Here is a 26,610-nt window from a genome sequence, read left to right as displayed (position 1 = left end):
CCGAGGCCATCATGCGCCAGATATCGGCTCAGACCACGCCCCGCAGCGCCCCCCCGCGCCAGACGGCGGGCGGCGTAGCCGCAGCACATCCCCCCGTGCCCTCGACCCTGGGCCTGGCGCGCCGCGCCGCCGCCGCGCCCGCCCAGGCCGAAGCGACGGCCGCGCCCACCAAGGCCCAAGCGGCCGCCCCGCGCATCACCCACCGCGACGACTTCGTGCAGCGCCTGGGCAGCGCCGCGCAGCGCGTGGCCCGGGAGAGCGGAATCCCTGCGAGCTTCCTGCTCGGCCATGCCGGCCATGAAACCGGATGGGGCCGGCACGAGATCCGGACGGCGGACGGCGCGAACACCTTCAACCTGTTCGGCATCAAGGCCGGCAAGGGCTGGAGCGCAAAGGTCGCCGAGACCACGACCACCGAATACGTGGCCGGCGCGCCGCGCAAGGTGCTGACCAAGTTCCGCGCCTACGGTTCGTATGAGGACGCATTGCGCGACTACGCCCGGCTGATTACCGAAAACCCGCGCTACGAGAAGGCGCGCGCGAATCTCGGATCGGCGCCGGCCTACGCGCGCGAACTGCAAAACGCCGGCTACGCCACCGACCCCGAGTACGCGCGCAAGCTCAGCGGCGCCATCGCCAGCGCGCAGCGTGCGCGGGACGGATGAGCCACGGGGGAACCACGTCATGGGTCTGCTCAACGTCGGCGCACACGCCCTTTTGGCCAACCAGGTGGCCCTGCAGACCGCGGGCAACGACATCGCCAACGTGAATACCCCCGGCCATTCACGCCAGAGCGTGGTGCTGCAAACCGTTCCGGGCCGGTTCACGAGCCTTGGCTACATCGGCCAGGGGGTGGCGGTGCAGACCTCTTGCGCCACCAGAGCGAGCTGCTCACGCGCCAGAGCGCGGCGGCGGCTTCGGTGCAATCGGCCGACGCCGCGCGCGCGCAGCGCCTGGGCCAGTTGCAGGAGATTTTCAGCGGCGGCACAAACGGTCTGGGCGCGGCCATCAACGACGCGCTGAACGCCTTTGCGGACGTGGTCAGCGCGCCCACCGACATCAGCGCGCGCACGCTGGTGCTCACGCGCCTGGACGAAACCGCGGCGCGCATGCGCTCGGCGGCGCTGCGCCTGGACGATCTCCAGGACGACGTCCGGCAGCAACTGCAAAGCAGCGCCGCGGCCGTGAATGCCCTGGTCACGCAGATGGCTGACGTGAACCGGCAGATCGCGCTCGCCAAGGGCAATGGCCAGCCCCCGAACGACCTGCTCGACCAGCGCGAGCAGATCATCCGCGACATCAACCAGTACGTGCAGACCACGCAGCTGCCGGCCGACGACGGCACGGTGGGCCTGTTCGTTGCAGGCAGCCAGCCGCTGGTGCTGGGCAGCACGGCCGCCAAGCTGTCGATCGGCCCCGCGACCGATTTTCCCGGGAGCGACCGCATCGGGCTGTTCTTCGAGCTCCCCGGGGCCCGGGCCAACGCGCTCGACGCGCAGTTGCTCGGCGGCGGGTCGATTCCCGGCCTGCTGCGCTTTGAGGCGAACGATCTGAGCACGGGCCGCAACCTGCTGGGCCGCATGGCGCTGGCCACCGGCCAGGTGCTCAACGGCCAGCAGAGGCTGGGCCGGACGCTCGATGGCGCACCCGGCAGCGACCTGTTCGCGCTGCCCACCGAGATTCCCGGGCGCAGCGCCGGCCCCGGGGTCGCGACGCTGTCCTTCAGCGACCCGACCCGGTTCGCGGCGTCGGACTACGAAATCCGCTTCACCACCGCAACCTCCGGCCAGGTCGTGCGGCTCTCGGACGGCCAGTCCACGCCGTTTGCCAGCGCGGCGCAGCTGGCCGGGCGCCCGATCGACGGCCTGGTCTTCAACCTGCGCACGCCGGGGGTGCCTGGCGAGCGCATGCTGTTCCAGCCGTTTCGCACCGCGGCGGGCGAGATCCAGGCGCTGGTGCACGCCCCGCGCGACCTGGCCGCGGCCAACCCCGTCAACGCGGCCATGGGAACGGCCAATGGCGGCACGCTGCAACTGCTCGGCCTGCGCGCCACGGGCCTGCCGAACCCGCCCGGACTGGTGCTTCCCGCGCGCGCCAACCCGGCTGCCACGCCCCCCGTGCCCGGAGGGGTGCTGCTGCGCTTCAACGCCGGGCCGCCAACGACGTACGACGTCCTCGACCAGGCCACGGTCCCCGCCACCGCGCTTGCCGCCGCGCAGCCCTACCTGTCCGGCGCGCCGATCTCCGTCCAGGGCTGGGAGATCAGGCTGCAGGGAACGCCGCACACCGGCGACACGCTCGTCGTCGGCAACGCGCTCGACGCGCAGTACGGCGACGCCTTCACGCGCGACGCGGGCAACGCGCAGGCGCTGCTGGCCCTGCGCGACCTGAAGCTGTTCGACGAGGCCACGCTGAGCGACGGCCACGCGAGTGCCATCGCGCAGATAGGCACGCGCACGCAGAGCGCGCAACTCGCTGCCGACCTGTCCGCGGGCATCGCCGCCTCCCTGGAGCGCGAGCGCAGCGCCATCTCCGGGGTGAACCTGGACGAGGAAGCCGCCAAGCTGATCCAGTACCAGCAGGCGTACCAGGCCGCGGCAAAAATGGTTCAGATCGCGCAGAACATCTTTGACACGCTGCTGCAGGACATGGGCTGAGCGCCACCACCTGCTCGCAAGCACACCGGAGTACCCCATGGGCAACCGCATCGACCGCATCGGCACCGCCGCCATGTACGACGACAGCCTGCGCAAGCTGAACGCGCGGCAGAGCGATCTCGCCACCATGCAGGACAAGCTCAGCGCGGGCAAGCGCGTGCTGCGGGCGAGCGACGATCCGGTCGCTGCGGCGCAGGCGGAACGCGCACTCACCCGCCTGGCGCGCATCCAGAGCGAGCAGCGCGCGCTGCAAGCCCGGCGCGACACCATTACCCAGGGCGAGGGAACGCTCGGCGAAGCCGTGGGCCTGCTGCAGGACTTCCGCGAACTGGTGGTGAGCGCGGGCGGCGCGAGCCTCACGGCGCACGATCGCGCGACCATCGCCCAGCAGTTGCAGGGCCTGCGCGAGCAGTTGCTCCAGGCCGCAAACCGCCAGGACACCAACGGCATCCCGCTGTTCGCCGCGCTGGGCAGCATGGCGGCGCCCTTTTCTGGCCCCCGGAGCAGCGCCCCCGACTACGCTTTCCAGGGCCAGCCCGGCCAGGTGGCGAGCGACGGCGTGCGCCTTCCCGGCACGCTGGACGGCTACGGCGCCTTCATGTTCGACCCCCGCCGCGACGCGGTCTACACCGCGCAGGTGAGCCCCATCCCGACGGACCGGCGGCTGACCACGACGGCGGTCCAGCCCACCGCAGCGGGCCAGGCGACGGGCGACGGCTACCGCATCACGTTCGGCGCCGTGCGCCCGGGCGCGACGGCGGGAACCAGCAGCATCACCTACACCATCACCAACACCCGCACCGGCGTCGTATCGGCCCCCGTGGTGCCACCCGACTTTCCCCGCGACCAGCCGGTGCGCATCACCGTGACCGGCATCCCGGGCCTGCGCCTGGACATCGAGGGCACACCGGCCGCCGGCGACAGCGTCAGCGTGGAACCCAGCGCCAGCCTGCTGAGCACGCTCGACAGCGCCATCCGCAGCATCCGCGATGCGCCGAACAACAACGCAGCCATCCAGGCCGTGGGCCAGGGGCTGGCGAACATCGACCGCGGCCTCGAACAGGTGCAGGCGCTGCGCGGCTACGCCGGAGAACTGCTCAACCGCGCGGACCGCATCACGGCAGACCAGGAGAAGCGCTCCACCCAACTCGAAGGCGATCGCTCGCGGGCCGAGGACCTGGACATGGTCCAGGGCATTTCGGACTTCCAGAACCAGCAGACGGGGTACGAAGCGGCGCTCAAGTCCTACGCCCGGGTGCAGAGGCTGTCGCTATTCGATTTCCTGGGGTAGCCCCCCCCTGAGCCACTGGGCCAGGACACGTCCGTTTCTGCCGTGGGTCGCGCTGGGGTGTAGCACCATCCCGGGCAATACAGATTCGCCACCGCGCCCGCAGGCTGTATGGATGGTGTACCGGCCGGCACGCTACATTGCGGAGGCGTGGCAGGCCCCATCCCGGCGCGCCTGAACACCGTCCCCATGCGCTGAGCGCGTTTTTTCCAAGGCCTTGACACCATGGGCGACCGGAGTCGCCCACAGGAGAATGAAAATGAAACCGGATGCGCTTGCACACATAGACCCGAGCCACCCAAGCGACCATTGGACCCTGGCGCGCCGCACCGCGCGCATGACCCCCTCGGTCATCCGCGACATCCTCAAGCTCACCGAAAAGCCCGGAATCATCAGCCTGGCCGGCGGCCTGCCCTCGCCCCGGACCTTTCCGGTGAGCGCGTTTGCCGCCGCATCGGCCACCGTGCTGGCGCACGACGGCCCCGCCGCGCTGCAGTACGCGGCCAGCGAAGGCTTTGCCCCACTGCGCCAGACGATTGCCGACTTCCTGCCCTGGGACGTGGACCCGGACCAGCTGATCATCACCACCGGCTCGCAGCAGGCGCTGGACCTGATCGCCAAGGTGCTCATCGACCCCGGCAGCCGCGTGCTGGTGGAAACGCCCACCTACCTGGGCGCGCTGCAGGCCTTCACCCCCATGGAACCCAGCGTGCTCGCCTTGGCCTGCGACGACGAGGGCGTGCGCATCGACGAGCTCGCGGCCAAGATGGGAACCGGCGCGGACAAGGCGCGCCTGCTGTACGTGCTGCCCAACTTCCAGAACCCCACGGGCCGAACCATGAGCGAGGCGCGCCGCGCTGCGCTGGTGCAGGCCGCAGCCGAGCGGAAGCTGCCGCTGGTGGAAGACAACCCCTACGGCGACCTGTGGTTCGACACCCCGCCGCCAGCACCGCTGAGCGCGCGCAACCCCGAAGGTGCGCCTACGTCGGCTCGCTCTCCAAGGTGCTCGCCCCCGGACTGCGCCTGGGCTACATCGTCGCGCCCAAGGCCATCTACCCGAAGCTGCTGCAAGCCAAGCAGGCCGCCGACCTGCACACCCCCGGCTACAACCAGCGCCTCGCGGCCGAGGTGCTCAAGAACGGCTTTCTGGAGCGCCACGTGCCCGCCATCCGGGCGCTGTACAAGCAGCAGTGCTACGCCATGCTGGGCGCGCTCGACAAGGAAATGCAGGGCCTGGACGTGCAGTGGAACCGCCCCGGCGGCGGCATGTTCCTGTGGCTGCGCCTGCCCGAAGGCATGGACGCCACCGACTTGCTGCCCCGGGCGGTGGCGCGCAACGTGGCCTTCGTTCCCGGCGCCGCGTTCCACGCGGGCAACGCCGACCCGCGCACGCTGCGCCTGTCGTTCGTCACCGCCACGCAGGAACAGATCGCCACCGGAATCGCTGCACTGGCCGCGGCCATCCGCGATTCCCAGGCTGCGGGATAGACCCGGGTCGCTTCAAAGAGGGGGCTTGGCAAGGCCCGTTCCGCGCCTGTCCCCACGCGGAGGCCCGGGGGGCGCAAGCTGCGCCCGGCAAAAACTCCCGGCCTTGCAGCGCCCATGACCCTGAACATCAAATACCGCCCGGTAAAGGCCTTCCTGCTCGCGGCGGAGCATGGCTCGTTTACCCACGCCGCCAGCGTGCTCGGGGTGACGCAGCCCTCCTTCACGGCCCTGATCCAGGACCTGGAACACCAACTCGGTCTGCGCCTGTTCGAGCGCTCAACGCGCAGCATGGCGCTCACGGCAGCCGGCCGGGAATTCCTTGCGCGGGTGCAGCGGCCGCTGGCGGATATCGAAGAGGCCTACCGCAGCGTTCTCGACCTGTCGGCAGCGCGGCGCGGCAGCGTCATCCTGGGCGCGTTGCCGTCCACCGCATTCGCGCTCGTGGCGCCGGCGCTGCAAGCGCTGCGCTGCGTCCACCCCGCTCTTGGGGCCCGGGTGATCGAGGCGCACAACGACGAATTGCTCCTGCTGCTGCGCAGCAACCAGATTGAATGCGCGCTGGCGACGCTGCCCGACCCCGGCTCCGACCTGGTGTCGCAGCCGGTCATCGACGACGTGTTCTGCGCCGTCTTCGCACGTGGCCACGCGCTACAGGCAGCCCGGCGCGTGCTCTGGCGCGATCTGCTCGCACATGAACTCATCCTGCTCTCGCGCGGCTCCAGTGTGCGCGCGCAGTTCGATCGCGCCATGCAGCGGCGTGCCACCGGCAGCGCCGTGCTGCCGCGCTACGACGTCACGCACATCCTGACGGCGGCCGCCATGGCGCGGCGCGGCCTGGGCGTCGCGATCCTGCCGCGCCTGGCCCTGCCCGAACTCGACATGGACGGCCTGTCGGCGCGCGCCATCGCCTCGCCCGGAGCGCGCCGCAGCATCGGCATGGTGCACCGGCGCGACCGCGTCCTGAGCCCGGCCACGCAGCGGTTCTTCGAACAGCTGCAAGCGGTGGTTCCGGCGGTGGATGCACTGTGCGCACGGCTTGCGCTGTGAACACGGCGCCGATGATCAACGGATGGCCCGCTCCGCGGCCTGAACCAGGAAGCCCGAGCGGGTCAGGCCATGTGCCTTGACGTACGCATCCACCCGCGCGAGCACCCGGCGCGGGATGGTGATGTTGATTTCTTCGGCCCGCCCATCGAACTTGCCGGTGTTGACCTCTGCGAGCGTCCAGGTGCCGCCGTCAAAGTCCGGATTCGCGAAGTGCTCGCTGACAGGGCGCGGGACGGGCACCTCCCCCCCATCCTCGATGACGCCTTCAAGGTGCAGGCCGATGGCCTCGACGACACGCTCCAAGGCCTCGTCCACGCTGTCGCCCGCAGAGAAGCAGCCGGGAAGATCCGGCACGGTCACTCCCCAACGGGCACCGTCATCGCTGTGGAGAACTATGGGGTATCGCATGCTGTGACTCCTGTTTATTTCCAGCCCGCTTGCTTGCGGATGCTGTTCAGCGTTCCCTTCGGGACGTCGCCGTCGGAGTGCCTGAACGGGTGGTGCGAGCCCTTGACCCGCGCCAGCACCCATCCTTCGGCTTCGAGCATCTTGATGATTTGCTTGCCGTTCGCAGTGGTTATCGTACCCACCAAAACAAGAGCGCCAATACCGCATCCGGCGCGGCTGCGGGGGCCTGCGGATCGCCCCATTGCCTGCGGGTAACTACTCAGAGCCTAACTACTCAGAGCCTGTGAAGATATGTCGGCACGAATATTGCGCGTCTTTTGACATGGTCAGCCCCCCACGAAACCCGGATCGAGCGGACACATGGACACCTTGTTTGAGGACCTGATGTTTCCGCCCAACAGCACAACGGCCCCGAAAGTCACGTGCTCGCACCATCAGGGCCATGATGCTTGCGCGGACAACGACACTCCATATAAGGATTTATCTTGATCTCGTTCTTGGTAATCTTGATCGGTGTAATCTTCGGATTCGCAACGCATGCACGGGCGCAAACTCCCCCCCGGCTATCGACCGCCAAAACCAGATTATTGAGCGCCAGCAGCAAGACCAACTGCGCGAGGAACAGGACCGGACCATGCGGGCACGGCCCCCCCCGGTGGCACCGACCTGCAGGATCTGAAGCCGCAGGTATCGGTGCCTGAGCTCGGTGCACCGTGCCGGGAGATTCGCGAGATTCGCTTTGGCGGCGACACGCAACACCTTCCAAGCGATCTCAAGCACGATATTGAGAACGGCAATGCCGGTCGTTGCCTGGGCGGACCCGAACTCGAGGGCATCTTGGCCGCAGTGACCAAGAGCTACATCGACCGTGGATACATCACTACCCGCGCCTACCTGCCCGCACAGGATCTGCGCAGCGGCATACTCGAAGTGACGGTGGTCGAAGGCCGGATTGAGCGCTTCGAACTGATTGGCGGCAGAGACAGCGCCCAATGGATTCGCGGTGCCTTTCCGGTCAATCCTGGTGACCTGCTCAATCTGCGCGACCTTGAGCAAGGCATCAACCAGATCAATAGTCTGACCACCAACAACGCCAAGCTTGATCTGCGCCCCGGCAGCGAACCCGGTCAGACCGTGGTGGGGGTCGAGAACCCGGCTGCTTTTCCGGTACACGCTTATGTCTCGCTCGACAATTCGGGCACGCGGGCCACCGGTGTCTTTCCCGCCTCGGCCACGGTCTCCTTTGACAGCGTGCTGGGTCTGAATGAATTGCTCTCGATCACCAAACGCCAATCGGTGCTGCCGAAGCGACGGGAGCACAACTCCGACTCGATCGGTCTGCGCGCCGTATTGCCCTTTGGCTACAACACCTTCAGTCTCGACACCAGCCAGAGCGGCTATACCAACGTGCTGCACCCGCCGAGCGGGCTGAGCCTTGTCTCGGAAGGTCGCACCATCAGCAAGAGCCTGACGGCCGACCGGGTGGTGTACCGCGACCAGGCGAGCCGCATCTCGCTGTCCGCCCGGCTCGGCACGCAATCCACGCGCAACTGGCTCGGCGGCGAGTATCTGCAAGTCAGCAGCCGCACCCTGAGTACGCTCGACTGGGCGGCCAGCGCCTTCACCCAGGTCGGCGGCGGCATCCTGAATGCCCGATTCAGCTATGTAGAGGGTCTGACGAACTTCGGCGCGCTGCGCGACGCCGACGATCGGCCCGATGACCTGCCACACGCACAGTTTCGCAAGTTGGCGCTCGATCTCGGCTTCTCGCGCGGCTTGGACATCGCCGGTCGTGTCTTTCAGTGGTCCAGCCAATTCAGCGGCCAGCATGCCTATGACACGCTCTATGGCGCGCAGCAGATTCTGATCGGCGGGAATTCTTCGGTGCGCGGTTTCCTCGACAGCGTACTCAGCGGCGACAACGGTTTCTACCTGCGCAACGAACTTTCCATGCCCGGGACGGTGGCGACGATCCAGGGCGCGCCGCTGTCGGTCCGCGCCTACGCGGGCCTGGACGCGGGCCGCGTGAGCAACCGCGCCGCCGGTGTCCCCTCGGGTTCGCTGTCGGGCGCCACGCTGGGCACCGCGCTTCAGTGGAAGACCCTGAATCTCGACGTCTTCGAGCACGCGCCGTCCATATGCCCTCTGCGCTGAAACGGGAAGGCACCCGGTACAACTTCCGCCTGTCCGCTTCCCTTTGAGGACCTTGCCATGAACCACATCTATCGGGTCATCTGGAATTCGGCATCGGCCACCTGGATGGCCGTGGCAGAAACCGCGCGCGGACATGGCAAGGGCCGCAGGGCCAGGGTGCGCCGTCGCGGCATCCGGGCCTTCGGCGCACTCGCGCTGATTCCACTGGGCACGCTCGCCCAGGTCGCGTCCGTGGTGGTCGCGCCCGGTAGCCCGTTGAACGCCTATGTGGCGCCGAATGGCGTCACCGTGGTCAACACGAATGCGGCGAACACGGCCGGGCTCTCGCACAATCGCTACCAAAGCTTCAACGTGCACCCGATCGGCCTGGTGCTGAACAACACGACGAGTGCGCAGATCGTCTACCCGTCGCAGTTGGCGGGGCAGGTCACGGCCAACCTCAACCAGGCCCACACGGCGCGAGTCATCCTCAACGAGGTGATTTCAAACAACCGCAGTGCCCTCGCCGGGTTCACCGAGGTGCTGGGCGGCAGGGCCGACGTGGTGCTCGCCAACCCTTACGGCATTAGCTGCAGCGGCTGTGGTTTCATCAACACCGACCGCGTCACGCTGAGCACCGGAAATCCGTTCCTGGCCCCCACCGGCGGCCTGGACCACTTCAGCACGGGCCAAGGCGACATCCTCATCACCGGCACCGGTCTGAACGCCACGGCGCAACAGGTGCTCGACCTCGTGACGCGCTCGCTGCGGCTGGAGGCGTCCATCCACGGGCAGGACGTGGGCGTCGCCGTCGGCGCCAACCGCTGGAGCTACGACACGCGCGCCGTCACAGGCCCTGCCACGCACACCGGCGCCGCACCGGTGTATTCGGTAGACAGTTCGGTACTCGGCGGCATGTACGCCAACCGCATCCGCCTGACCTCGACCGAGGCCGGCGTGGGCGTGCGCTTGCTGGGTGATGCTGCGGCCAGCGCGGGCGACTTTACGCTGACGGCTGCGGGCAGAGTCGAGTTGCAGACCCGCGTCACGGCTCTGAGCGACGTGACCGTGAGCACCACCAGTGCCGAAGCGAATGCGCTCGCGCTGACTGACGCCAGTCTCACGTCCACCGGTAAGACCGTGCTCGATGCGGCCGGCGGCACCTCCATCACGGGCAGTGCACTGATCGCGGGCAGCGATCTGTCGGTACGCACGGCCAGCCTGATCGACAGCGCGAGCGCCTCGGGCATTGCGAACAACAATCTGCGCCACGCGGGCGGCGCGCTGACACTGGCCGTGGGCAACAGCGCATCGCTCGGCGCTACGCAATGGGGCGCGGGCGGCGCCTGGAATGGCGCCTTTGGCCACCTCGTGAGCACCGCCGCCACCAAGCTATACAGCAGAGAGGGCACGCTGACCGCCAGCACCGACCAGGGCGACTTGGCGCTGGGCTTGGCCGAACTGCAGTCGGCCGGCAGCATGACGCTCTCGTCCACCGGAGGCATCCGTGCGGCGTCCGACGCAGTCCTGAAGTCGCGCGGCGGGAACGTATCGCTCTCGGCGGGCAATGGCATCTCCAACGCGGGCACCATGACGGCCGACAAGGGGAAGCTCACTCTGCGTGCCGACGGCAGCATCGACAACAGCGGCCAAATTCATGCCGCGCAAGACCTCGACGTCGCAGACCGCTCGGGCGGCGCGAGCGCCACGCTCGCGAACAGCGGTACGCTCCTGACCGACGGCGCGCTGGCGCTGAGGGCCGCCGACGTGAGCAACACGGCGCGCGCGCGCATCCAGGCGCAGACCGGCAGCACGGTGAATGCCGCCCACGTCGACAATGCGGGCGCCTGGCTGCTGTCGCAGCAGGCCGGTGCGCAGGATGCGCTCACGGTGGGCCGCACGCTCGTCAACAGCGGCACCTTGCAGGGCGCGGGTTCGGTGGTCGTGCGCGCGGGCAGCGTGAACAACAGCAGCAGCGGCACGCTGCAGGGCGCAGGCTCGGTGCTCGTGACCGCAGGCAGCGTGCTCAACAGCGGCAAGACGCAGGCCGGTGGCGCGCTGAGCGTCGTCAGCGCCGGCGCGGTGTCGAACGCCGCCTCCGGCGTGCTCCAGGGCGCGAGCCTGAACCTCACGGCCGCAGACGGCTTGCTCAACGCGGGCATCGCCACGGCCGACAGCGGCAACGCCACGCTGCGCGTGAACGGTACGGTCGAGAACAGCGGGCAATTGCACGCGCGCGGCGACATCGACATCGCAGACCGCTCGGGCGCGGCCACGCAGACCGTGACCAACAGCGGCAATCTCCTGGCCGAGCGCGCGCTCACGCTGAAAGCATCGCTCTTCGCGAACACCGCCCACGGCCGGACGCAGGCGAGTCGGGGCAGCACGGCCGCACTGGGGTCGTTCGACAACGCGGGCGTGTGGCTGCTGTCGCAGGCGACCGACGCGAATGACCAACTCACCGTGTCGGGCAAGGCCACGAACAGCGGCACGCTACAGGGCGCAGGGAAGCTCGTCGTCAGCGCCGCGAACCTGGTCAACGGCGGCGCGGTGCTGAGCGCGGGCGAACTCGGCGTCAGCACCGCCGACGATCTCTCCAACACGGCCGCCGGCACCCTGCAAGCCGGCCGTGCGCTTTCCGTGGCGGGCGGCGGTCGTGTGGACAACGCAGCGGGTGCGACCCTCACGGGCCGCAGCGTGCTCGTCCGCGCGGGCCGCAGCATGCGCAACGCGGGCGCGATCGACGCCAGCGCCGGCACGGCCATGCTGCGTGTGAACGGCACCCTGGCCAACACCGGCACCGTGCGCGCCAGTGCGCACATCGACATCGCCGACCGCAACGGCGGCGGCGCGCAAGCGATGACGAACAGCGGCACGCTGCAGGCCGAGCAGAACGTCGAACTCCAGGCGCTGAGCGTGAGCAACGCCGCCACCGGCCACGTGCAGGCGAATACCGGCAGCACCGTCACGTCCGGTCGCTTCGACAACGCGGGGACTTGGCTGCTATCGCAGCAGCCAAACGCCGTTGACCGTGTGCACGTGCGCGGCAGGCTGAGCAACAGCGGCGTGCTGCAGGGTGCGGGCGACGGGGACCTGGATGCCGACCAACTGAGCAACAGCGGCAAGCTGATCACCGCCGGCAGGCTCACGGCGAACACCACGACCGGCTTGGACAACACCGGTGCCACCGCCGTGGTGCAGGCAGGCCGGCAACTGACGGTGAAAGGCACGGGCGCGGCGCTGAGCAACGGCAAGAACAGCAAAATGCTCGGCGATGGCCTGGACATCGACGTGCTCAGCATGGACAACGCGGGCACGATCCAGGGCGGCACGCGCAGCGACAGCAAGGTGTCGACGACCGGCTCGCTGCACAACCGCACGGGCGGCACGATCGACGTGGCCACCGCGTCCGTTGGCGCCGGCGCGGTGTCCGCCAACGAGATACGCAATGCCGGCACCATCCAGTCGGCGGGCGCCATGGCGCTTGGCGTGGGCAGCGGTGGCCTGAGCAGCAACGGCACCATCATTGCCGAGCGCAAGCTCACGGTGCAAAGCCGCGTCGCCAACACCAGCTACACCGCTGCGGTCAACGGACTCCTGCAGAGCCGCAGCGGCATGCTCACGCTCAACGGCACCGGCGGCAGCACGCTGAACGTCGGCGCGACGGGCACCGTCGTCGGCCAGCAGTTCTCGGCCGCACTCGGGACCGTCTCCCTGGCCGACGGCGCCACCCTGTCGTCCGACCGGGACATGGAGCTGTCGCTGGACACGCTGTCGCTCGCCGGCGCCAACGCAAAGGTTCTGGGCTCGAAAGAGCAGAACGCGTCGGCCGGTTCGCCGCCCTGGCAGACACGCATCACGACCGCGAAAGCGCTGAGCAACAACGGCCTGCTGTTCTCGGGAAACGACCTGACGGTGAGCGCCCCCTCGGTGACCAACGGGCTGTCCGGCGGCATCTCGGCGCTGCATGACCTGAGCGTCACCGCCACCACCGGCAAGCTGCTGAATCAGGGCACGCTCTACGCCGGCAACGCGCTCACGGCCTCGGCCGATTCGGGCACGCTGACCAACGCCGCCACGCTGACCGCCTACCAAGGCAGGATCAGCGCTGGCACGTCCATCTCCCTGGGCGCGAACACCCTGGTCAACAACAGCACCATCGACAGCAACGGCTCGATTGCGCTGACTGCGCGTACCCTGCTCAACGAAGTGCCCGGTGGCGATACCCGCGTATATGGCGAGAACTCGGCCGCGATCACGAAGGAGACGAGCCACAATCCAGCGGGCTACTACGACAGCTTCCCGGACCTCTCCGAATATTGGTACTACGCGCAGACTTGGCACAAGGATCAGATCTACTCGGGCGGCACGCCCACGATCAAGCCCCAAATTACTGGCGCGCGCACGGTCAGCCTGAATTTCAACACCGGCAAAAACTTGGGCGGCGTGATCTCGGGCGACACCGTGGCCTTAAACGGCACAGGGGCCAACGCGACCTTCGTCAACGATGATCTGGCGCTGCAACGCACCGCCTACACGCGCACCTGGACCGAGCACACCCGCTACATCGCACTAGGCAATTTGACCTATTACACGCGGCGTGTCGAAGAAAATTCGGAAACCCATGATGTCACCGAGCTCAGCAATATCGGTGCCGGCGTCTACGCACGCCAGTTGTCGGGCAGCCATTTCGCGCTGAGCAACAACGGCTCGACCGCCCCGGTGGAATTAATCAAAAAGGGCGGCCCGAAGCATGCCACCGTCAGGCCGCGCGAAGGCGGCGATGCGAACAAGGGCGTGCTCAATCCGGCGGCCAGCGGCACCACCGGCGCCGACCGCATCCACGTCACACCCGTGAATACGCTCAGCGGTCAGCCCGCGACCTCGTTCGTCAATGTGAACACGACCAACGGCATCGAAGGCACCTCGTTCGGCGGCAGCAACAACCCATTGCCGACCAATCCAAATGGTCTGTACGTTATCGCGAAGCAGCCGGATGCGCAGTATTTTGTCGAAAGCAACCCGCTCTACCAGATCGGCTCGCCGACGCCAGGTTCGGACTACCTAGCCCGCCGATTGGGCTACAACGCCGATGAATTGGTGCGCCGCCTGGGCGACGCCAACTACGAGGCCTATCTGATCAAACAGCAACTGATCGCACAGACCGGCAACGCGTTGCTGGCGAGTGCGCAGAACGCGAGCGCGCAGGTGCAGGGCCTGATGGACTCGGCCGCCGGCGAGAGCGAGGCGCTCGGGCTGGTCTACGGGCAGGCGCTGACGCCAGAACAGCAGTCGAAGCTCACGCACGATATCGTGTGGATGGTGCAGACAGAAATCAACGGCCAAGTCGTGCTGGCCCCCGTGGTCTATCTGTCACCGCAAACAAAGGCGAACATTACGCAAGGCGCCGTCATCACGGCAGAAATGGCCGACCTCAGCCTTGCTTCGCTGACCAACACCGGCGGCACGATCACCGGCACGCAGTCACTCAACGTGGTATCGGCGGGTGACGTGCGCAACACCTCGGGCACGATCCAGGGTGGAAACGTAGCAATCCATTCCACGCAGGGCAGCATCGTCAACCAAACGACGGCGAACGGATCGGGCAGCGATACACGCTACGAGACCGATTTCGGCAAGACGGCGTCGATAGCATCGACCGGCACTTTGTCGCTCGACGCGGCGCAGAACATCGCAAACACCGGCGCCAACATCACCGCAGGCGGAGACGCCAGCCTCAGAGCCGGTGGCGACATCCATTTCGACACGATTCAGGACAAGCGCATCGACACCCGGCATGGACGTATCGAAGACGGCCCGCCAACCGCCGTGGGCCAGCTCAACAACCAAGCGGCGCCGATCGAATCGACCAACAACGACTCAAAGCAGGGACAGACCCAATCCAGCTTGGCAACGATTACCACCACGACCATCGAACAGGTGAAATCGGGATTGAAAATCGGCGGCAATCTCAATGCCACCAGCGGAAAAAACATCACGTTCGCAGGCACCGACGTCAAGGTGACGGGCAATGCCCAGCTGGATGCCGCGAACGACATCCAGATCGTCGCACGGGAAAACAGCATCCTCTCGCACAGCGAAACCCGGGAATCTGGTTTCGGCATGAATAATTCTCTGTTCGGCACCACGACCACGACCACGGACTCGACCTTGGTCCGCAATGTCGGCAGTCAGTTCGAAGTGGGGGGCAATGCGAATCTGACAGCCAAGAACGATGTCACGGTCCAAGGTTCACGTGTCGATGTCAAGGGCCATGGTCAGATCAAGGCAGGCAAGAACGTGAACGTGCTGGCGGGGCGTAACTATGAAGAGACACGCACCGTGATAGAACGCACCGGCATTCTGCAAGTGAGCGCATCGGGAGATGCGCAGGTGAGCACCCCCAACGCCGGAGCTCCTGCGCCCACTGCCGCTGGTTCGATCAATACCACCGGTGCTGCCGCGCCCACTGCCGCGGGTTCGGCCGATACCGCCGGTGCTGCTCCGCGCACTGCCTTGGGTGTGGCCGTCGATGACAAGGTGCCCGAGTCGGTCAACATGGAGGCCAGCGCAAATGCATCGGGATCTGCCGGTTTGGCCTTGTATGCCAAGACCAAAACGCAAACCCAGACCACCGACTTGCAGCATGTTGGATCGATCATCCGGTTCGGCAGCGATCTGACGGTCGATGCATCGCGGGACATTAACTTGCAAGGCTCGCACGTGGTGGCCGCTGGTGACGCCAAGATCAATGCGCAGAACGTCAATCTTCTTGCGGCAGAAGACAGGAAAACGTCGACGACACAGCATGAGAGCCTGTCGATCGGGTTGATGGCCAGTTCGAAGAACACGGCACAGGCACAAGCCAGTGCCGAAGCCAGTGGTAGCGCTGCCCACAATACCAATCCGAACGCCAAGATTGGATTATCTGGACAGGTCTCCGCAAGCTCTGAAAATCGCATTGACGTGATGCAGTACAGCACCAAAACAGATGCAACATTGGATACGACACATCAGGGCTCGTCCATCACGGCAGGTCAAGACCTCAGCATCAAGGCCAAGAAGAATCTGGTATTGGAAGGTGGAAACTTGTTTGCCGACCGCGACGTTGATCTCCATGCGGCCAAGATGGAGTTCAAGGCCGTCAACGACGTGCACGAAAAGCGATCGAGCAGCAGCGAGACGACAGCAGGATTCTACGCAACCGGAACCGCCAGCGCGGGGGGCGATGCGGGCGCGGGGGTCGGGCTGGGTGTGCAAGCCAGTGCCACCGCTCATGCGCAGGCACGCGCCGAAATGGGCATTCAGGCGACCAACACCCGCAGCGATAGCGTCGAAGGTGCGACCTTCGCGGTCATCTCGGGCATCACGGCGGGCAGAAACATCAAGCGGACGGCGCGAGAAAGCATTACCGACGTCGGCACCGGGATTGAGGCCGGCGGAGATTTGACGCAGTCGGCCAAGACGATCAGGAGCTTGGCGGCTGCAAATACCACGTACAGTGCATCCAACAGTGCTAGCGATACAACCAAGATCGGTCTGTATGCGGAAGCAACGGCCAACGTCTCTGCCGGTCTGATGGCAAGCGAGAAAGGCTCCAGCGTAGCCGCCGGAGTGACGGCGTCCCATAAGCACGAGGATGCCTCGTCCCGATCCAGCAGCAGCCAGGCCGTTGTGTCGAGCATTTCCGTAGGCGGTAGTGTGCGCAGTTCATCCAGGAACAAGACGGAACTGGAGGGGAGCACAATCGATGCCAAGAAGAGCGTGAGCCTCGAAGCCGGCTCTCTGGACTATCGGGCGGCGCGCAATACCTCCACATCCAGCGAGACCAGCACGAATGCTGGCGGAACCGTAGACATCAGTGTCGTGGGGCCTGCTGCGAACATCAACGCGTCCTACCATGGCTCCGAGCAGCGTGAATCGAGCAGCCAAGCAGTGGCCGGTGTGATTCGGGCGGGCGAGAATCTTTCGATTCGCACGAAAGGCGATGCGCGCTATGAAGGCTCCAAACTGGACGCGGGAGGGAAAGTTGACTTGGTCGCAGGGGGCAAGACCTCGTTCGACGCGGCCACCAATTATCAGGAATCCAAGATGCGCAGCGTTGGCGTGGATGCAGGCATCTCCGTGTCCGCGCAGGGTGGCGGGGGCAATCTGGGGGTGCAAGTCCAAGTGGCGCAAAGCAGCCGTGTGCAAGAGCTGGGTGGCAGCATCAAGAGTGGAGCCGGTCCTATCACCATTCAAAGTGGGCAGGATGCCTCCTTTACCGGTGTCACGTTCGACGCCGGGAAGAACGACGTGACCATCGCATCCGCAGGTAATCTGACCTTCAAGGCCGCTCATGATCGGCAAGAAAGCCTGTCGGTGTCCGCCAGTGTCGGGATTTCTGCTTCCAAAGGAAAAAACCCGGGCGCAAGCAGGAACGCAGGGCTCTCCAAGAATTATTCCGAGACAGGCGCCCCCAATGCCGCACTGAACCTGGAGAAAACGAGCAGCGACACCGTCACGGGAACAGAGATCCTCAGCACAGGCAAGGTCACCCTCGCGGCAGGCAAGAATGCGAGTCTTGAGAACGTACAGCTTGTGGGTAGCAATGACCTGCACGCGACGGCAGGCGGGAAAATGGAAAAGACGACGGTGCAAAGCACAAGTGACAGCTTCGGGATTGTGGCTTATGCGCCAGAAATCAGACTCGATGGCAATAAAAAGAAAGGTGCTGGCGCAGACTCATCCTCCAGTTCCCCTCGTGGTAACTCGCATTTTCCAAAAAATAATAAAAAAGAAGGGGCTGGTGCAGACTCATCTTCCACTCCCCCTTCTGGCAATTCGCACCTCCCAAAAGATAATCAAAAAGAAAACGCTGGTGCAGATTCATCTTCCAATCCCCCTCCTGGCAATTTGCCCACCCAGAAAGATAATAAAAAAGAAGGTGCTGGCGCAGATTCATCTTCCAGTTCCCTTCCTGGCAATTTGCCCACCCAAAAAGATAACAAAAAAGAAGGTGCTGGCGCAGATTCATCTTCCACTCCCCCTCGGGATGACTCACACTCCTCGAACGTTGCGAAGAACGACCGCAAGAATGCTCCCGATACAGAGCGAGCAAAACCACGGTCCAAGTGGTTCAATCCACCGAAAATTCTGAAGGATGGTAGAATCGGCTATCTTTTGAGTCCAACCAAGCCGGTAGCGGTTGAATTGGTCGGAACGCGGGGAGGCGATGCCCAGCCGTTGCAAAGCACTGCGGTGTCGAACACGACATCACCGGGGGTGGATGCTCGGGAGGCTCCCCGTGCGTCTCGGACGGACAAGACTCCTGCGGGACGCAGCGCAGCGCATGCTCTTGAAGGAAAAACACCAGCGACCTTGCTCAATCCGGCAGAAGAAAGGCATGCAGATACTGGCACGAACTTGGCGTCCAAACCGGCGTCGGCCAGACTCGCAGAGGAATCCAGTTCCTCCAGTCCTATTGCAGATCGGAAAGATGATGGGAGCTTCAACCGTCTCCGACAGGCGGACCAGAACAACGAGCAAGCCCATACGCAACAGCATCCGGAAAAAATCCACGAGACACTGCCGCGGATGGATGCTCGCGAGGATCCACGCCCGAGAGAATCTCTGGAGCACAAGACTCCTGCGGAACATACCGCAGCGGATACTCTTGAAGGGCAAGCACCAGCGACCCTGCTCAGCCCGGCAAGGCATGCAGATATTGATACGGATTTGGCATCCACATCAGCAGCATCGACCGGAATCGCAGAGAACCCCAGTATCGCCAATCCTGTCGCAAATCAGAATCGCGATGATCTTGATGCTTATATAGGAAAAATATCGGATCATTCACGGAAGTTGCGCAAAAATTGCAATCCAGCGGAGTCAAGATGAATTCATTGACTTCCAAAATAGGAGGGTCTTTTGATGATCGTGCCAATAAAACGATAGAAAAATTAACGCGTTAAGAAATGATCTTGGGAAAAAATTGGATGATGCCCAAAGCGAAGAAAACCGCACTGAACTGATTCAAGATGCAAAGGTCGATGCGACCAAAATCATCGCGAATGGGCACGCCGCCCTCGAATCGGGCGCTCGGTGGAGCAAAAATCTCACCTTGGGTGGATCCTCTGCCGACAGAAAAAAGACGGTAGAAAAATTAGAAAATATCAGGAGGGCTGAAAAATTGGCCTATCAAAACAGCAACACCAACAATCAACTTGCAAGGATAAGCAGAGAGAAATCGAAAATTCTGGAAAATTTCTCTGCAAATTTCAAAAACAATAAATTGATCGCCCCAGGGGAGGGCATAAGTGAAACCACTGGAGTAGAAGTCCATATGCTTGGAAGGGGCGGATACACTGGAAGTCCAAGTACATCCGTCGGGGCATCAGCAATCGATCAACCGGGTCCCTCCGGAGTGTTTGGTTCTTCAATTGATCTGAAGCTAAGCGGAAATTACAAGAAAACCACCGAAATTTCCCGAAGCAATGATGGAAACTTTCTTGTAGCAAAAACGGGTCAAATCGAAGGCAATCTGAGTCTCGGGGTCCAGGCCAATGTGGGCCTGGAGAAAAACGCTTTGATTTCTCCATCCAGTCGTCACCAAACAGCTGATGATCTTAAATCGGCTGATATTTCTCTTTTCGCCTCGGTATCTGGGCGCATTGAAGGCGGGATATCGCGTAATATTGGTCAGTATTCGGCTAGTGCATCCACCCCTGCGGATGCGCATGGTATGCTGCTGTTGATGAATATGCTTGAACCATCCATCACAGAGTCAGCTTCCTCCAAGTTGACAAAAGACAGTTCAATTTCAGATAAACTCTTGCCACGAAGTCAATTGGATACAGGTGACTTGGCAGGGGTGACGCAACGTCGCATTCAGCGCGGCTATAAAAACGAACCAAAGATTTTGAAAGCTTATGAAGATGCAGGATTAGGCGGAACAGTCTCCAGTAGTTTGTATGGAGTAGAAAAGCCTCTTGCTTTGCAGTTCATACCAGACGCAGACAAAACCAAACCGGAAAGTATGGCGCTTTTTCCAAAAATTCTTCCCAAGCCATCGTGGATTACGCGGGATCAAAATGCAAAAAGTGCCTATTGGAAATTCTCGGCTCAACTGTCAGGAAAACCGCTCATTCCAACTTTGTCGGCTGGCGGGGATATCAACGTCATGCAAACTTTTACGCGGACCCATAGAACCACAGAGTCACCCAAACTGCCACACAATGCCTTTGATCCAAGTCTTACCGGGAGCATTGATCAATCTGCAAAATACGTCTCAAGATACTTCGCCGATAGCAAGCCTCTATTGTATGCTGTTGGAAGGCCCATTGCAGATGCTCTTGGAGTTCCTGTTGACCGTTTCCTTAATACGATGGCGGGGCTCGAGAAAAATGATACCAGTCCCCTTTCATTGCGTGGTGATGCCGGAGATAGAGTAGTTGCAATACACGAAGAATTTGCCAATGCAGTAAATTCGATCAACAATTTTGCCGTACAAAATGATCGAAAATTGAAACGCGCCCAATTGAAAATCGTCAGAGATTCAATCGGAGTGCTCAACAAATATGGCTTCACTCTTTCACTCATAGATACAGATTTGTTGAGCATGAACGGTAGCAACCGTCGCATCAAACACAGCAAAATGGATAAAGACTTTCAAATTGCCGCTGCAACTATTGAAGAAGCGTATTCATCGTTTGCCGGGGCACTGAAGGTTCAGACGCGGTACGAAAAAGACAAGCGTTTCGATCCCGAAGCTCCTCTCAGAGTCGTCTTGACGCCTGATCAGATGGAAGGGCATCAAAACCCGGCAGAAAACATGGCTAGACCGATTTCTGATGCGACGAAACTGTCGCATGAGGAAACAGTAAATAAAATCTACGCCGAGCTGGACGCTGAAAGACTTCCCTTTCATAGAACCTCTTTGGTCAGTCATTCCCGTTTTACCAGGGGAGCTGATAACAGCAAAAATGGACTGATAAGTCGAACCGACGTATTTTCCGGTAGTGGTGGATTGCGCACGGCGAATACTTTCGGGCTCTCAATGACGACAACTCCGGTGGTTGGCGATAATTTTTTCCCGTTGTTTGGAAATGGTAAAAATATTATTGGAAAAGAATTTCAATTTTCGTCGCAAGTCACCAAGACTCCCCTGGATTACACCGATCCGGGTCAAACAGGTACAACCATAATAAAAAAGTTAGCTGTAACAACTCATACCCCTCTCCCCGACCGTTCGGATGGTTCCAAGGAGATAGCCAGCAAAACAGCGCGCTCTTTGTTTACTGGTGGCTTGGAGTACGAAAGTCGCTCTGAGCAGTCCAAATTTCAGCAATACAGTCAAGGGGAAAAAGGTCGAAAATTCTCCGCATACATAGAAAGAGGTATTCAAACAGAACAAAAAAACCGGGCCGCATTCAACATTGCTGCTCCAGTTGCTCCGGGTGTTTCAGTTGGTGGAGGGGTTGCTCTTAGCAGGTTGGCAAAGAAAAACCAGTTTGACGCGATTGCATACGGGAACGACGTGGGTGCGCGAGCAATTGTCGCAAAAAAGCTCTTTAAAGAATGGTTTACCACTGAAGAAATCGCCTCCGCGGGCGATCTTGACACTGCCACTACCAAATTCCAAGAGATTCTTGGAAGTGACGAGGCGACGAGGAAAATGTTTCTGGGCGCCAAAGGGGTAGATCCCATCAGTTCTCAGTTATCACAGATGCGAAATCTCAGACTCGATGACAGAGCAGGCAATTACCGCCCCCCTTTCAACGCAGACAAGAGCCGCAATGATTTGTCAGAGCACGATGAAGTACATTCGAGCAAGGGCCCGGTCAGGCCGAATTACGAGAGCAAAGACCAATACATCGACAAATCCGGATTCTTCGGATATGCGCTGACTGAGGCGCCGGAAAATCTCGGAAAAGAGGCAGTGAAAACCTGGCTGAGCAAAAAGAGGGAATTTGCTCTTCCCAGGGCAACTGATCTTGACAGGATGTTGATGCAAGCTTATCCCGAAGGATCGGGCTCAAACGTCACTACGCAGCAGTATCTAAAAGCCGCATCGACCGAACAGAGATTGGCGTTCTATAGAACGGATCAAGGGAGAGCCTTTGTAAGAGAATTTTTGACCACAATGGATTTCGCAGGGCATCTCAATGAATTCATAAAAGTCAATAACACTTACAAATACCGAATTGATGAATCGATTAAGAATTATCAAAATAAACTTTTGGATTATCCCGCATTTTATACGGTTCCTTGAGCTATTCGACATTCTCCGTGCACTCCCCTATTCCGGCTCAATACCAACCTCCCTGATCAGACGCGTCCATTTTTCCAATTCACTGTGGCCAAAGGCCGCCAGTTCCTGCGGCGTGCTGCTGATGGGCTCCAGGCCCAGGCTGACGAGGCGCTCGCGCAGCGCGGCGTCGCTCAGGGCGGTGCGGGTTTCGGCGTTTAGCCGGGCGATGACGGGTTGGGGCGTGCCCGCCGGCGCGTACAGCGCGTACCACGCGAGCAACTCGAAGCCGGGCAGCGTGCGGGCGATTGGCTGCACCTCGGGCAGCAGCGGCGCGGGCCGCAGGCTGCTGATGCCGATGGCGCGGACCTTCCCGGCCCGGACCTGCTGGATGCCCGTGGCCATGTCGGTGAACATCCCGTGCACCTGACCGGCCACCACGTCGGCAAGGGCCTGCGGGATGGTCTTGTAGGGTACGTGCAGCATGTCCAGGCCCGCTGCGCTGGTCAGCATGGCGCCGGGTACCCGCGTGCCGGCGCTGCCCGAGGCGTAGCTGAGCTGGCCCGGCCTGGACTTTGCCAGCGCGATCAGCTCGGGCACCGTCCTGGCCTGCACGGACGGGTGCACCACCAGCAGCGCGGGCGTGTTGGCGACGCGGCTGATGGGCGCGAATTCCTTCACCGGGTCGTAGCGCAGCTTCTTCATCAGGCCGGGGTTCGCCGCCTGGGTGGTGTTCGTCGCCAGGAACAGCGTGTACCCGTCGGGCGCCGCATGGGCCGCTGCTTCGGCGCCGATGGCGCCGTTGGCGCCAACCTGGTTGTGCACCACGAAGGGCTGGCCCAGCGCACGCGAGAGCTGATCGGCGAGCAGCCGCGCCACGATGTCGTTGCCGCTGCCGGCGCCGAACGGCACGATGAGCTTCACGGGACGCGCGGGCCAAGCGACTGCCTCGGCCCGCGCGCTGCTGACGGCGACCAGGTTCGCGAGGCACGCGCACGTGGCGCGCAGGAGGTGGCGACGGATCATCATCGGTGGGGGTCTCTCGGGAAGGACGGCTCAGCGCGCGGGGAACATGCAGGGCATGCAGGAGTGGCCTCTTCAAGGCCGAACGGTGTGGTCCAGCCACGCGATGACGCGCTGGGCCACTGTGTCGGAATTGCGGTCCAGCATCGGAAAGTGCGAGTTGCCGACGATGCCTTCGCGCGGCAGCTCGCACACGCTGGCCTGCATGCCGGCGGCGTGCAGCGCATCGAAATAGGCGTCCGCCGTGGCGCGGTAACGGCGCCAGAGCGCGTGCGCTCCCATGTAGTCGCCCCACACCGCCAGATGCGGCGGCAGGCGGACCCCGGCGGCCGCTGCCGCCTCGGGAGCGCCCGAGGGCTCCAGCGCCACGACGGCCGCCACGTGGCCCGGCCGGCGGCGCGTGGCTTCCAGCGCGAAGCCGCCGCCCTGGCTGTGGCCGACGACGATGCATTCGCCCACATGCTGCAACAAAGCGTCGTAGGCCACCAAGGTGATGTGCTCATGGCCGACCCAGCGCGGTACCCACTGGGCGGCGAAGGCTTCGAAGGCTGCCACCGGGAACTGCTGCCCGGCGTGCGCGACGCGCTCCTGCGCCGCGCGGCGGTAGCTGCCTGGCGGCCCGATGCGAAACAGCTCCCAGCCTTCGCCCAAGGTGCGAAACAGCGGCGCGTCGGCGTAGATGTCGGGCCAAGGGGACCAGCTGGCGCGGCCACGCTCCACCGCATCGCTCACGTACACGTCGAAGCCCGCATGCAGAAAGGCGCTCAGCCAGCCCGCTCGCCCGTCCGGCGTGCTCTCCCAGTTGGCGCCGGTCATGCCGCCACCATGCCACAGCAGCACCGGCAGGCGGTGGCGTGGTTCGGCCTGCAGGTACGCCTGCACGTACATCTGGCCGGTGATGTGCTCGCCGTTGGGGTCCACCGGGCGCACCGGCCCGCCCAGGGCCAGGCGGCGGCGCTGCACCGGCAGGCCGTGGACGCTGCGCACGCAGCCGCCGACGCAGAAGCTGCGGATCTCGCGCAGCCGCAAAACGGGTTCGTGTTCGTTCATGGCCGCGCGGGTTCAGTGGCGGGCGGATAGCGCAGCCGGCTCCACGGCGAAGCAGCGGATGCGCGGGGTCTCTCCCAGCCAGCGCCGGCACGCGCCCTCCAGGCCATCCATGAAGCGCGCCAGCGCCGCCGCGTCGCGCTGCGCTCCTGCGCGGTAATGCGCTTCCACGAGCACGGGCGCGCCCTTGAGCATCACGGTGCTGCCCGACAGCAGCACTTGCACGGTGTCCGCGCGTGCCTGCATGACCGAGATGCAAATGGCTTCGAGCTCATCGGCGAGCGCCGTGCACACCTGCGCGCCTGGCGGGTGCGTGGCGAATATCTTGATGATGGGCATGGGGCACATTCTGCGCACCCTGACCCATCCGGTAAATTGCCGGATTTTCAAGAATCGATGTATGCCACGCATGAATTACCGCATCGACGACGTGCGCGCCCTGCTCGCCCTGCACCGCTCGCTCAGCTTCGTGCGGGGCGCGCAGCAGTTGCACATCACGCAGTCGGCGTTCAGCCGGCGCATCGCGCAGTTGGAGGTGGCGGTGGGAGGCCCGCTGGTGGAGCGTTCCACGCGGCGTGTCGCGTTCTCCGCACAGGGGTTGGAGCTCGTGCGCGCAGTCGGCCCTTTGCTGGCAGGGCTGGACGAGGCCATGGAAGAAGCCGCTCGCTGCGCGCGCGGTGCTTCGGGCCGCGTGGTGGTGGCCTGCCTGACCACCGTGGCCTACGCGCTATTGCCGCGCGTGCTGGACGCGTTCCGCCGGCAGTATCCGCAGGTACGGCTGCACCTGCGCGATGACACGGGCCTGCGCGTGACGGCTGCAGTGCAGCAGCGCGAGGCCGAGTTCGGCATCAGCGTCCTGGCCGACACGCAGGCCGGCCTGCATGCGCAGCATGTGGCCGACGACCCCTACGTGCTTGCTTTTCGGCGGGGCCATCCTCTGCAGGCGCAAGCACAGGTGGCCTGGTCGGAGCTGGCGCCCTGGCGACCGACGGCACTGCACTTGACCAGCGCCAATCGCCAGCAGATGGATGCAGCGCTGGCGGCGGCCGGCATCGCCCTGCCGTGGTTTGACGAAGTGGAGCACCTGTCCTCAATGCTGGGGCTGCTACGCAACGGCTCGGCCATCGGGGTGCTGCCGCGCTTGGCCCTGGCCGCCGGCGGCGCCGAGTTGGAGACCCGGGCGCTGGTTCGGCCGGCCGTGGTACGGCGCATCGGGCTGATCCGACGCGAGGAGACCGAGATGGGGCAACCCGCTCAGGCACTGTGGACGCTGCTGGCCGCGGCGCTGGGGACGGCGTCCCCGTTGGTCAGACGTTGAAAAGAAAATTCAACACGTCGCCGTCCTTGACCAGATAGTCCCGGCCTTCCGCGCGCATCTTGCCTGCGTCCCGGGCGCCCTGTTCGCCTGCGCAGGCGATGAAGTCGTCGAAGGCAATGGTCTGCGCGCGGATGAAGCCGCGCTCGAAGTCCCCATGGATCACGCCTGCGGCCTGCGGCGCCGTGTCGCCCGTGTGGATGGTCCAGGCGCGCACCTCCTTCACGCCTGCAGTGAAGTAGGTTTGCAGGCCGAGCAGCCGGAAGGCGGCCCGGATGAGGCGGTCCAAGCCCGGTTCGCTCTGGCCCATTTCGGCCAGAAACAGGGCGCGGTCCGCAGCGTTCATTTCGGCCATCTCGGCTTCCATCTTGGCGCAGATGGCGACCACGGGGGCGTTCTGGCGCGCGGCGTATTCCTCCAGGCGATCGAGCAGGGGGTTGTTCCCGAAACCGTCCTCGCCCACATTGCCCACGAACATGGCGGGCTTGGCCGTGATCAGGCACAGCGGTTTGAGCAGTGCCTGCTCTTGCCGGGTGGTGTCCACCGAGCGCGCGGGCTGGCCCTCGTCGAGCGCCGCCCGAATGCGCGTGAGCAGCGCCACCAGTTTCGCGGCGTCCTTGTCGTTGCCCGATTTGGCGGCCTTGGTGTGGCGGTTGAGCGCCTTCTCCACCGTGCCCAGGTCGGCCAGGCAGAGTTCGGTCTGGATGACTTCGATGTCCGAGATCGGGTCCACACGGCCCGCCACGTGGATCACGTTCTCGTCCTCGAAACAGCGCACGACGTTGACGATGGCGTCGGTCTCGCGGATATGCGCCAGGAACTGGTTGCCCAGGCCCTCCCCCTGGCTGGCGCCGGCCACCAGGCCCGCGATGTCGACGAATTCCACGATCGCCGGGACGATGCGCTCGGGAGCGACGATCTGCGCGATCTGCGCCAGGCGTGGATCGGGCAGTTCCACCACGCCGACGTTCGGCTC

Annotated in this window: 13 protein-coding genes and 2 pseudogenes; 9 read left to right on the top strand and 6 right to left on the bottom strand. The window is 63.8% G+C overall.

Features of this window, described 5'->3' with window-relative positions:
- The 5 genes and pseudogenes from flgJ to VTU_RS0110000 all read left to right on the top strand — a co-directional run.
- Positions 1-665 (top strand): flagellar assembly peptidoglycan hydrolase FlgJ (flgJ, locus tag VTU_RS26770; protein ID WP_010103776.1); only part of this gene is annotated, 665 nt, incomplete at its 5' end.
- A gap of 19 nt (positions 666-684) precedes the next feature.
- Positions 685-2,657 (top strand): annotated as a pseudogene (gene flgK, locus VTU_RS26765) (flagellar hook-associated protein FlgK).
- Positions 2,658-2,694: 37 nt separating this feature from the next.
- On the top strand, positions 2,695-3,948 hold the full coding sequence (gene flgL, locus VTU_RS0110010) for a flagellar hook-associated protein FlgL (RefSeq protein ID WP_010103774.1): 1,254 nt from the start codon (positions 2,695-2,697) through the stop codon (positions 3,946-3,948).
- A gap of 256 nt (positions 3,949-4,204) precedes the next feature.
- A pseudogene (locus VTU_RS26760) lies at positions 4,205-5,433 on the top strand (aminotransferase-like domain-containing protein).
- 114 nt (positions 5,434-5,547) lie between these two features.
- Positions 5,548-6,480 (top strand): LysR family transcriptional regulator, encoded by a 933-nt coding sequence (locus VTU_RS0110000; protein ID WP_010103770.1) that lies wholly within the window; start codon positions 5,548-5,550, stop codon positions 6,478-6,480.
- Between the two features lie 15 nt (positions 6,481-6,495).
- Here VTU_RS0110000 and VTU_RS0109995 read toward each other — a convergent pair whose 3' ends face one another.
- Both VTU_RS0109995 and VTU_RS34765 read right to left on the bottom strand, forming a co-directional pair.
- Complete coding sequence (locus VTU_RS0109995; RefSeq protein WP_029554269.1) at positions 6,496-6,888, bottom strand: type II toxin-antitoxin system HicB family antitoxin; 393 nt, start codon at positions 6,886-6,888, stop codon at positions 6,496-6,498.
- 14 nt (positions 6,889-6,902) lie between these two features.
- Positions 6,903-7,070, bottom strand: coding sequence for a type II toxin-antitoxin system HicA family toxin (locus VTU_RS34765; protein WP_265259422.1), 168 nt, complete (start codon positions 7,068-7,070; stop codon positions 6,903-6,905).
- A gap of 511 nt (positions 7,071-7,581) precedes the next feature.
- On the opposite strand from VTU_RS34765, the gene VTU_RS0109985 reads away from it, so the two are divergent.
- From VTU_RS0109985 to VTU_RS32675, 3 genes are all read left to right on the top strand, one after another.
- On the top strand, positions 7,582-9,042 hold the full coding sequence (locus VTU_RS0109985; RefSeq protein ID WP_010103767.1) for a ShlB/FhaC/HecB family hemolysin secretion/activation protein: 1,461 nt from the start codon (positions 7,582-7,584) through the stop codon (positions 9,040-9,042).
- Positions 9,043-9,099: 57 nt separating this feature from the next.
- Positions 9,100-18,900 (top strand): hemagglutinin repeat-containing protein, encoded by a 9,801-nt coding sequence (locus VTU_RS0109980; protein WP_010103766.1) that lies wholly within the window; start codon positions 9,100-9,102, stop codon positions 18,898-18,900.
- Positions 18,901-18,994: 94 nt separating this feature from the next.
- The gene (locus VTU_RS32675; RefSeq protein ID WP_138927835.1) at positions 18,995-22,273 is read left to right on the top strand and encodes a hypothetical protein; all 3,279 of its coding nucleotides are present in this window, start codon (positions 18,995-18,997) and stop codon (positions 22,271-22,273) included.
- A gap of 27 nt (positions 22,274-22,300) precedes the next feature.
- On the opposite strand, the gene VTU_RS0109960 is transcribed toward VTU_RS32675, so the two are convergent.
- From VTU_RS0109960 to VTU_RS26755, 3 genes are all read right to left on the bottom strand, one after another.
- Entirely contained in the window at positions 22,301-23,278 is a 978-nt protein-coding gene (locus tag VTU_RS0109960; protein WP_010103759.1) for a Bug family tripartite tricarboxylate transporter substrate binding protein, read from the bottom strand.
- Positions 23,279-23,347: 69 nt separating this feature from the next.
- The gene (locus VTU_RS0109955) at positions 23,348-24,322 is read right to left on the bottom strand and encodes an alpha/beta hydrolase (protein WP_010103757.1); all 975 of its coding nucleotides are present in this window, start codon (positions 24,320-24,322) and stop codon (positions 23,348-23,350) included.
- 12 nt (positions 24,323-24,334) lie between these two features.
- The gene (locus VTU_RS26755) at positions 24,335-24,658 is read right to left on the bottom strand and encodes a hypothetical protein (RefSeq protein ID WP_010103755.1); all 324 of its coding nucleotides are present in this window, start codon (positions 24,656-24,658) and stop codon (positions 24,335-24,337) included.
- Between the two features lie 61 nt (positions 24,659-24,719).
- On the opposite strand from VTU_RS26755, the gene VTU_RS26750 reads away from it, so the two are divergent.
- Positions 24,720-25,637, top strand: a complete 918-nt coding sequence (locus VTU_RS26750) for a LysR family transcriptional regulator (protein ID WP_010103753.1) — start codon at positions 24,720-24,722, stop codon at positions 25,635-25,637.
- Here the strand turns inward: VTU_RS26750 and ychF are convergent.
- On the bottom strand, positions 25,627-26,610 hold a 984-nt coding region (ychF, locus tag VTU_RS0109940; RefSeq protein WP_010103752.1), incomplete at its 5' end, for a redox-regulated ATPase YchF. The two genes, VTU_RS26750 and ychF, sit on opposite strands and share 11 nt — an antisense overlap.

The sequence above is a fragment of the Verminephrobacter aporrectodeae subsp. tuberculatae At4 genome (assembly GCF_000193225.1).
Classification (GTDB): Bacteria; Pseudomonadota; Gammaproteobacteria; order Burkholderiales; family Burkholderiaceae_C; genus Acidovorax; species Acidovorax aporrectodeae.
The sequence above is the reverse complement of the archived record's forward strand: the minus strand, read 5'-3'. Positions and strand labels throughout refer to the sequence as shown.

Bases quoted from the DNA above. Each gene is read 5' to 3' on its own strand.
- flgL (WP_010103774.1), top strand. From the start codon at position 2,695: ATGGGCAACCGCATCGACCGCATCGGCACCGCCGCCATGTACGACGAC.
- VTU_RS0110000 (WP_010103770.1), top strand. From the start codon at position 5,548: ATGACCCTGAACATCAAATACCGCCCGGTAAAGGCCTTCCTGCTCGCG.
- VTU_RS0109995 (WP_029554269.1), bottom strand. From the start codon at position 6,888: ATGCGATACCCCATAGTTCTCCACAGCGATGACGGTGCCCGTTGGGGA.
- VTU_RS0109980 (WP_010103766.1), top strand. From the start codon at position 9,100: ATGAACCACATCTATCGGGTCATCTGGAATTCGGCATCGGCCACCTGG.
- VTU_RS0109960 (WP_010103759.1), bottom strand. From the start codon at position 23,278: ATGATGATCCGTCGCCACCTCCTGCGCGCCACGTGCGCGTGCCTCGCG.
- VTU_RS0109955 (WP_010103757.1), bottom strand. From the start codon at position 24,322: ATGAACGAACACGAACCCGTTTTGCGGCTGCGCGAGATCCGCAGCTTC.
- VTU_RS26755 (WP_010103755.1), bottom strand. From the start codon at position 24,658: ATGCCCATCATCAAGATATTCGCCACGCACCCGCCAGGCGCGCAGGTG.
- VTU_RS26750 (WP_010103753.1), top strand. From the start codon at position 24,720: ATGCCACGCATGAATTACCGCATCGACGACGTGCGCGCCCTGCTCGCC.